6 protein-coding genes and 1 pseudogene are annotated in these 8,614 nt (G+C 64.2%); 4 read left to right on the top strand and 3 right to left on the bottom strand.

Annotated elements, in window-relative coordinates; genetic code table 11:
• A pseudogene (locus F3J19_RS26135) lies at window positions 1–196 on the bottom strand (peptidase M19); the annotation flags it as partial.
• Window positions 197–582: 386 nt separating this feature from the next.
• Here F3J19_RS26135 and F3J19_RS26130 point away from each other — a divergent pair.
• Entirely contained in the window at window positions 583–1,638 is a 1,056-nt protein-coding gene (locus F3J19_RS26130; RefSeq protein WP_240162962.1) for a GlxA family transcriptional regulator, read from the top strand.
• A 142-nt stretch (window positions 1,639–1,780) separates the two neighbouring features.
• Here the strand turns inward: F3J19_RS26130 and fdhA are convergent, their stop codons facing one another.
• On the bottom strand, window positions 1,781–2,977 hold the full coding sequence (gene fdhA, locus F3J19_RS26125) for a formaldehyde dehydrogenase, glutathione-independent (protein ID WP_167048242.1): 1,197 nt from the start codon (window positions 2,975–2,977) through the stop codon (window positions 1,781–1,783).
• Between the two features lie 171 nt (window positions 2,978–3,148).
• Window positions 3,149–4,294 (bottom strand): porin, encoded by a 1,146-nt coding sequence (locus tag F3J19_RS26120; RefSeq protein ID WP_167048241.1) that lies wholly within the window; start codon window positions 4,292–4,294, stop codon window positions 3,149–3,151.
• Between the two features lie 369 nt (window positions 4,295–4,663).
• Here F3J19_RS26120 and betI point away from each other — a divergent pair, with 369 nt between their 5' ends.
• The 3 genes from betI to betA are packed head-to-tail and all read left to right on the top strand — an operon-like array spanning window position 4,664 to window position 8,483.
• Window positions 4,664–5,278 (top strand): transcriptional regulator BetI, encoded by a 615-nt coding sequence (gene betI, locus F3J19_RS26115; RefSeq protein ID WP_167048239.1) that lies wholly within the window; start codon window positions 4,664–4,666, stop codon window positions 5,276–5,278.
• 20 nt (window positions 5,279–5,298) lie between these two features.
• Window positions 5,299–6,780: a betaine-aldehyde dehydrogenase gene (betB, locus tag F3J19_RS26110; protein WP_167048237.1), complete on the top strand. Its 1,482-nt coding sequence runs from the start codon at window positions 5,299–5,301 to the stop codon at window positions 6,778–6,780.
• Between the two features lie 11 nt (window positions 6,781–6,791).
• Window positions 6,792–8,483 carry a choline dehydrogenase gene (gene betA, locus F3J19_RS26105; RefSeq protein WP_167048235.1) on the top strand — a complete coding sequence of 564 codons (1,692 nt, stop codon included), beginning with the start codon at window positions 6,792–6,794 and terminating at the stop codon, window positions 8,481–8,483.
• The last annotated feature ends 131 nt before the right edge of the window (window positions 8,484–8,614 follow it).

Here is an 8,614-nt window from a genome sequence, read left to right as displayed (position 1 = left end):
CGTACTCGCGGATCTGCTGCTTCATTTCCGCGATGTTGTCGATGGTCTTCTGGAAGTCGTCCCACACGGAGACCGTGCAGTTCACGGCGGTGACGCCGCCCTTGCGCATGTCTTCGAACACCGAGCGATCGAATTTCGAAATGTTCAGACCGTCGATGATGATGCTGTTGTCGTGCAGTGTGCTCTGCGTGCTCATGACCCGCTCCAGGACTATCGCATGAATTTGAAAGTATTCAATGCAGTAAATGAAAGATACGCACGGAACGATTGTTTCCGGCGCGATCATTTCGATCCGGCTTTCCACCGGTCGACCTGCACGAAACCGACGGCTCTATTCTTGTCGTTCGAATAAACGCCCATTGTCGGAATTCAGACGCGTTCTTTGCCTTTTCCGCCATTCGCGTCCGTTTTTCACAAGTGCTCGGCCCGCGTTAATTCAAGCCGCATCGCGCCGCCGTTCTTTCCCGTGGAAGTCGTTCTTTTTTGTTCAGATGACTCAGGGTTTTGCCGCATGGCACACTTGCCCCGCCAGATCCCAGAATTGCGGCAGCCGTAGCCAGCCATCCCCCGGCCAGCAGGCGATTGACCCAGATTGACCACAAAGGAATAGTCCCCATGTTGCCGGATCGCACGGCGTCGTTAGCGCACTTCGCGTTCATGCCGCTGCCCGACTTCACCATGATCGCGTTCACCAACGCGATAGAAGTCCTTCGCATGGCGAACTACCTCAGTGGCCAGCCGCTTTACAGGTGGTCGGTCATCAGTCCGGACGGCGGCCTCGTGACGGCCAGCAACGGTCTTGCCATCGATACCGGCCCGGCCGAATGCGCGGGGCAGCCCGACATCGTGTTCGTGTGCGGCGGCATCGACGTGCAGCGCGCCACCACGCCCGCCCATCTCGCCGCCTTGCGCCGCTTCGCGCGCATGGGCATCGTGCTGGGCAGCCTGTGCACGGGCACCTACGCGCTCGCGAAAGCCGGGCTGCTGGCCGGCTACGCCTGCGCGATCCACTGGGAAAACATGTCGGCGCTGAAGGAAGAGTTTCCGTCCACACGTTTTCTCAAGGAACTGTTCGTCATCGACCGCGACCGCGTCACCTGCACCGGCGGCGTCGCGCCGCTCGACATGATGCTGCACCTGATCGCGGCGCGCGTCGGCATTGCCCGCATCACGCAGATCGCCGAGCAATTCGTCATCGAGCATGTGCGCGACACGTCCGCCCAGCAGCGCATGCCGCTCGTCGCGCGGCTCGGCTCCGCCAACAAGTCGCTCTTCGAAGTCATCTCGCTGATGGAGAACAACATCGAAGAGCCGCTTTCGCGCGAAGAACTCGCGCGTCTCGCGAACCTGTCGCAGCGGCAATTGCAGCGGATCTTTCACGAGCATCTCGGCATGACGCCCACGCACTACTATCTGACGCTGCGCCTGCGCCGTGCGCGCGAACTGCTGCTGCAAACCGACATGTCGATCATGCAGATCACGATGGCGTGCGGCTTCCAGTCGGCCTGCCACTTCAGCAAGAGCTACCGCGACGCCTTCGGCAGCGCGCCGACCGGCGAGCGCCGCAAGCGCATTGCACCGCTTTCGGGCATGGGCACGCCGGCGGCACCTCTCGCAATAGCACCGGTGCACGCCTAGACGCACGCATAAACATAGCAGGCGCGATAAAAAGCGCCTCGGCTATTCCGGCGTTCCGGCTTTATCACGCCCAACAGCAAAACGGGCCGCCAGAAAAACTGGCGGCCCGTTTCGCATGCTCGCGCGGTTCGACGACGCTCGACTACGCCGCCAGCAAACCGTGCGGATCGATGACGAACTTGCGCGGCGCGCCGCCATCGAACTTCTTGTAGCCTTCCGGCGCTTCGTCGAGAGAGATCACCGAGACGTTGACGATCTTCGCAATCGGCAGGCGGTCGAACAGGATCGCCTGCATCAGGTTGCGGTTGTAGCGGAGCACCGGCGTTTGCCCCGTATGGAACGAATGCGACTTCGCCCAGCCGAGGCCGAAGCGGATGCTCAGGCTGCCGTGCTGCGCGGCCACGTCGCTGGCGCCGGGGTCGTCGGTGACGTAAAGACCCGGAATGCCGATCATGCCGGCCGGGCGCGTGATTTCCATCAGCGAATTCAGCACCGTGGCGGGCGCTTCCTCGGCATGGCCGGCCGCGCCATGGCCGTGCGCCTCGAAGCCCACGCAATCCACCGCGCAATCGATTTCCGGCTTGCCGAGAATCTGCTCGATCTGCTCGCCAAGCGAGGCGTCCTTCGACAGATCGACCACCTCGAAGCCCATCGCCTTCGCATGCGCGAGCCGTTCCGCATTCATATCGCCGACGATCGTGCAGGCCGCACCGAGCAGGCGCGCCGACGCCGCGGCCGCCATCCCGACCGGCCCCGCCCCCGCGATATAGACGGTCGATCCCGGCTTCACGCCCGCCGTTACCGCGCCGTGGTAGCCGGTCGGCAGAATGTCCGAGAGGCAGGTGAGATCGCGCATCTTCGCCATCGCCTGGTCGCGGTCGGGGAATTTCAGCAGATTGAAGTCGGCGTACGGCACGAGCACGTATTCCGCCTGCCCGCCGATCCAGCCGCCCATATCGACATAACCATAGGCGCCGCCCGCGCGCGACGGATTCACGGTCAGGCACACGCCCGTGTGCTGTTCGCGGCACATCGCGCAGCGCCCGCATGCCACGTTGAACGGCACCGAAACGAGGTCGCCGATTTTCAGCGTCTCGACGTCCTTGCCCACCTCGACCACTTCGCCGGTGATTTCGTGGCCGAGCACGAGGCCGACCGGCGCGGTCGTGCGCCCGCGCACCATATGCTGATCCGAGCCGCAGATATTGGTGCTGACCACCTTGAGAATGACACCGTGACCGATCGAGCGCCCGCTCGGATCGACCATCTTCGGATACGCGATGTTCTGCACTTCGACCTTGCCCGGCCCCTGATACACGACGCCTCGATTACCGCTCATCTCGCTGTCTCCTGTTCGATGCTGTACATGGGAACGCGTTGCCTCATGCCAAGCGCGCAACGCAACGACGTTTCGAGCGTAGCGTGCCGCCCGTACCCGGCGATGTGCAAAAAGCGACGCGCACTTGAACGGCGCCGCCATCCCGCGACACGCTCCGTCATGAGGCCACGCTCAGAACAGATGCCGCAGGCCGATGCGCACGTCGGCCTGCGTGGTGGTCGACGCAGGCGTGAAGCCATAGCCGATCACCGCGTCCACGCCCTGCGAAGCCCTGAGCCAGTCGCCCGACAGATAAACGTCCGTGCGCTTCGACAGCAGGTAATGCATGCCCGCCGAAAGCTGGTTCCAGTGGTGGCCGTCGAAGTGCGTGTACTGGTAGCCGCCCGTCATGCTGAACGAAGGCGTCATCTGCCAGTTGGCGCCGCCTTCGCCTACCTGCATGTGCCGGCTCTCGCCGAATGCGGTGATCTGCGTGTAGGTGAAAGCGCCCATCAGCGTGACGTTGCCGATCGCATAGCTCGCGCCCGCGCCGAAGGTGGCCTGCTTGTCCACCGGAAACGGCGTGTCCGCATAGAGCGACGTTACCGTGCCCGTAGCCGGATCGACGCTGACGGTCGGCCGGCCGAAGAAGGTCCGCACGCCGATCATCGCGTAGGGGTCGAAGCCGTAGATGCCCGACGGGTTATTGAGCTGCGTGTACGCGGTACCCATCGCGAACGGGCCGTGCTGATACTGCGCGCCGACGCTCCACGCGCTGCCGTTATGGAAGTCGCCCGCCTTGTTGCTGAACGAGTACATGCCGCCGAACTGGAATCCGCCGAACGTGTTCGACATGAACTTCACCGAGTTCTGCAAATGGTCGCCATTCATGCGGTCGAAGTCGCCCTGGTTGATCGCGTAGCCGCTCGCCCATGCCGAGGCGTTGTAGAGATAAACGAACTCCTGCGTCATGTCGGGCTGATTGCCGAGCGTGAGCGTGCCCCAATCGTTTTGCAATCCGACATACGCCGCGCGGCCAAACAGCGAGCCGCCGTTGGCGATCTGTCCGTTGCCGAGATGGAAGCCGCTCTCCAGTTCGAACACGGCCTTCATGCCGCCGCCGAGATCCTCGGTGCCCTTGAGGCCCCAGCGGTTCGCCTGGGCAATGCCGTCGTCGAATTTCACCTGGTGCGAGCCGCCCGCATTGCTCACGTAGGTCACGCCGGCGTCGATGATCCCGTACAAGGTGACGCTGCTCTGCGCATAACTCGCGTTCGGGACAGCGGCCAATGCCAGCGCCATACCGGTCAGTGCCACCGCGTTTCCTGTTTTTCTCATGGTGTCGTCTCTCTCCTGTCTCGCGATACGGTTGTCGGGCCGCGCCAGGCCGGCATGAAAAACAGCCCTGAAAAACGGCCATAAAGTCCGGCGCGGACGAACAGAACGTACAAGTCCAAATCTCGGCCGACTTGCGCGGACACGACATCCGCTGGTGCTGGAACGACACCCGGCAACGCGAAAACCCCTGCAAAACAGGCACAAAACGTTATGCGGCGGGCTTTCCTGGCACTTCGACAGCGCGATCATCGGCAATCCGACATCGACTTTATAAAATCCGCCGATCCCGCCTTTATTGCGTTTTTATTGATTGAACAATCAATAAAAAAAACCTAAAGTGAGAACCTTCCAGGAGTGTCCCGAACCACCATGCCCAAGATCGGAATGCGCGACATACGTCGCGCGCAACTCATCGACGCCACCTTGCAATCGATCGACCAGTCGGGTCTTTCAGGCACGACGCTCGCGAGCGTGGCGCAGCACGCGAACATTTCCACCGGCATCGTGAGCCACTACTTCGGCGGCAAGGATGGCCTGCTCGAAGCCACCATGCGCCATGTGCTGCACGACCTGTGGGAAGCGACGATGCGCCGGCGCCAGGCCGCGAAAGACGAGCCGCGCGCGCGGCTGCGCGCGATCGTCGCCGCCAATTTCGACGTCTCGCAGGTGAGCTCGCCCGTCATGAAAACATGGCTCGCGTTCTGGGCCGAGAGCATGCATCAGCCCGCGCTGCGCCGGCTGCAACGCATCAACACGCGACGGCTTCATTCGAACCTGTGCGCGGAATTCGAGCAGGTCTTGCCGAACACGGCGGCCCGCCGTGCCGCGAGCGGCCTCGCCGCGCTGATCGACGGTCTCTGGCTGCGCGGCGCGCTGACGGGAGAGCCGTTCGACACGAAAACCGCGCTGCGCATCGCCAACGACTACATCGACCTGCTGCTCGACGCGCGCGCCAAGGCGCGCCCGGGCAAGTCATCCAGATAACCCGTCCCGGAGCCACTTCGATGCCCTCTTCGACGCCTCTTTTCCCCGTGCAACGCCTTTTTATCGACGGTGCCTACACGGACGCCACCAGTGGCGAAACGTTCGACACCTTCAACCCCGCCACCGGCGAGAAGCTCGCCACGGTGCAACACGCGAGCGCGGCCGATATCGACCGCGCCGTGCAATCGGCGCGCACCGGTCAGCGCGCCTGGGCCGCACTGACGGCCATGCAGCGTTCGCGCGTGCTGCGCCGCGCGGTCGAGTTGCTACGCGCGCGCAACGACGCACTCGCGGACCTCGAAACCCTCGACACGGGCAAGCCCATCGCCGAAACACGCGCCGTCGACATCGTCACGGGTGCCGACGTGATCGAGTATTACGCAGGCCTCGCCCCCGCGCTCGAAGGCCAGCAGATTCCGCTGCGCGAGACCTCGTTCGTCTACACGCGGCGCGAGCCGCTAGGCGTCACGGCCGGCATCGGCGCGTGGAACTATCCGATCCAGATCGCCTGCTGGAAATCGGCGCCCGCGCTCGCCGCCGGCAACGCAATGATCTTCAAGCCGAGCGAGGTCACGCCGCTGTCGGCGACGAAACTCGCGGAGATCTATATCGAGGCGGGTGTGCCGCCGGGCGTCTTCAACGTGGTTCACGGCGACGGGCGCGTGGGCGCGATGCTTGCCATGCATTCGGGCATCGAGAAGATTTCGTTTACGGGCGGCGTCGAAACCGGCAAGAAGGTCATGGCGACAGCGGGCGGCTCCACGCTCAAGGAAGTCACGATGGAGCTAGGCGGCAAATCGCCGCTTATCGTCTTCGAAGACGCCGACCTCGATCGCGCCGCCGATATCGCCGTGACGGCCAATTTCTTCAGCTCGGGCCAGGTGTGCACCAACGGCACGCGCGTCTTCGTGCATCAAGCCGTCATCGCCGAGTTCGAAGCGCGCGTGCTCGAACGCGTGCAGCGCATTCGCGTCGGCAATCCCGCCGATCCCGCCACCAACTTCGGGCCGCTCGCGAGCGCCGCGCAACTCGACAAGGTGCTCGGCTATATCGAGCGCGGCAAGCGCGCGGGCGCGCGGCTGCTCGCGGGCGGCGCACGCCTCACGCAAGGCGATTTCGCGCGCGGCCAATACGTGCAGCCCACCGTATTTTCCGGTTGCCGCGACGACATGCGGATCGTCCAGGAAGAAATCTTCGGCCCGGTGATGAGCATTCTCACGTTCGCGAGCGAAGCCGAAGTGATCGCGCGCGCCAACGAAACGCTCTACGGCCTCGCCGCCGGCGTCGTGACCGACAACCTCGCGCGCGCGCATCGCGTGATCCATCGGCTCGAAGCGGGCATCTGCTGGATCAACACATGGGGCGAGTCGCCGGCCGAAATGCCCGTGGGCGGCTACAAGCAATCCGGCGTGGGCCGCGAAAACGGCATCACGACACTCGAGCACTACACGCGCATCAAATCGGTCCAGGTGGAACTGGGACCGTATCAGCCCGTTTTCTGAGGGAGTCCCGCATGGCCGCGCAAGAGTACGACTACATCATCATCGGTGCGGGATCGGCGGGCAACGTGCTCGCCACCCGCCTCACCGAGGATAGCGACATCAAGGTGCTGCTGCTCGAAGCCGGCGGCCCCGACTACCGCTTCGATTTCCGCACGCAAATGCCGGCGGCGCTCGCCTACCCGCTGCAGGGCCGCCGCTACAACTGGGCTTACGAAACCGAGCCCGAGCCGCATATGAACCACCGGCGCATGGAATGCGGGCGCGGCAAGGGGCTCGGCGGGTCGTCGCTCATCAACGGCATGTGCTACATCCGCGGCAATGCGCTCGACTACGACGGCTGGGCCGAACGCAAGGGGCTGGAGCACTGGAGCTATCTGGACTGCCTGCCCTATTTCCGCAAGGCCGAAACGCGCGACGTCGGCGCGAACGACTATCACGGCGGCAACGGCCCCGTGCATGTGACGACGAGCAAGCCCGGCGTCAATCCGCTCTTCGAGGCGATGATCGAGGCCGGCGTGCAGGCCGGCTATCCGCGCACCGACGATCTGAACGGCTATCGCCAGGAAGGCTTCGGCCCAATGGATCGCACCGTCACGGCAAAGGGCCGGCGCGCGAGCACCGCGCGCGGCTACCTGGACCAGGCGAGACAACGGCCGAACCTCGAGATCGTCACGCATGCGGTTACCGATCGCATTCTGTTCGACGGCAAGCGCGCCTGCGGCGTCGTCTTTCTCGACGGCGCCACGCGCATCACCCGCCATGCGCGCCGCGAAGTGCTGCTGTGCGCGGGCGCGATCGCTTCGCCGCAGATCCTGCAACGCTCGGGGGTGGGCCCCGGCGCGTGGCTGCGCGAACTCGACATTCCTGTCGTGCTCGATCTGCCCGGAGTCGGACAGAATCTTCAGGATCACCTGGAAATGTATATGCAGTACGAGTGCCGGGAGCCCGTCTCGCTCTATCCGGCGCTGCTGATGCGCAATCAGCCGGCTATCGGCCTCGAATGGATGCTGCGCGGCACCGGCATCGGCGCGAGCAATCACTTCGAGGCGGGCGGCTTTATCCGCACGCGCGACGACGATCCCTGGCCGAATATCCAGTACCACTTTCTGCCCGTCGCGATCAATTACAACGGCACCAACGCGATCAAAATGCATGGCTTCCAGGCGCACGTAGGCTCCATGCGTTCGCCGAGCCGGGGGCGCGTGAAGCTGCGCTCGCGCGATCCGCACGAACACCCGTCGATTCTCTTCAACTACATGGCCGAAGAACTCGACTGGCGCGAGTTCCGCGACGCGATCCGCATCACGCGCGAGATCATCGCCCAGCCGGCGCTCGATCGTTTCCGCGGCCGCGAATTGAGCCCCGGCGCGGCGCTCAGGTCCGATACGGAGATCGACGCATTCGTGCGCAGCCGCGCGGAAACCGCCTATCACCCGTCCTGCTCGTGCGCGATGGGCTACGACAACATGGCCGTGGTGGACGGCGAAGGCCGCGTGCACGGCATCGATGGCCTGCGCGTGGTGGATGCGTCGATCATGCCGCGCATCGCCACCGGCAATCTCAATGCGCCGACGATCATGCTCGCGGAAAAGATTGCGGACCGGGTTCGCGGACGCGCGCCGCTGGCGCGTTCGAACGCCGCGTACTTCGTGGCGAACGGCGCGCCGGCGCGGGCGGTGAAGGTTGCCACGGCGCGCGCGTGATGATCCGCGCTGCACGTCCGGGCGCGGGTGTGACGGCGCATGGTCACGACAAAGACCAGGGATCGACCTTGCCGTCCTCGATCACGAGGTGCTTCGCATCGGAAGCGGGATCAAAAAAGCGCCAGTCTTCC

It is taken from the genome of Burkholderia sp. Ax-1724 (assembly GCF_011752995.1).
In the GTDB taxonomy this organism is placed as follows: Bacteria; Pseudomonadota; Gammaproteobacteria; order Burkholderiales; family Burkholderiaceae; genus Paraburkholderia.
This window is presented reverse-complemented; position numbering and strand designations above follow the sequence as displayed.

Bases quoted from the DNA above. Each gene is read 5' to 3' on its own strand.
- fdhA (WP_167048242.1), bottom strand. From the start codon at position 2,977: ATGAGCGGTAATCGAGGCGTCGTGTATCAGGGGCCGGGCAAGGTCGAA.
- betA (WP_167048235.1), top strand. From the start codon at position 6,792: ATGGCCGCGCAAGAGTACGACTACATCATCATCGGTGCGGGATCGGCG.
- betB (WP_167048237.1), top strand. From the start codon at position 5,299: ATGCCCTCTTCGACGCCTCTTTTCCCCGTGCAACGCCTTTTTATCGAC.
- betI (WP_167048239.1), top strand. From the start codon at position 4,664: ATGCCCAAGATCGGAATGCGCGACATACGTCGCGCGCAACTCATCGAC.
- F3J19_RS26120 (WP_167048241.1), bottom strand. From the start codon at position 4,294: ATGAGAAAAACAGGAAACGCGGTGGCACTGACCGGTATGGCGCTGGCA.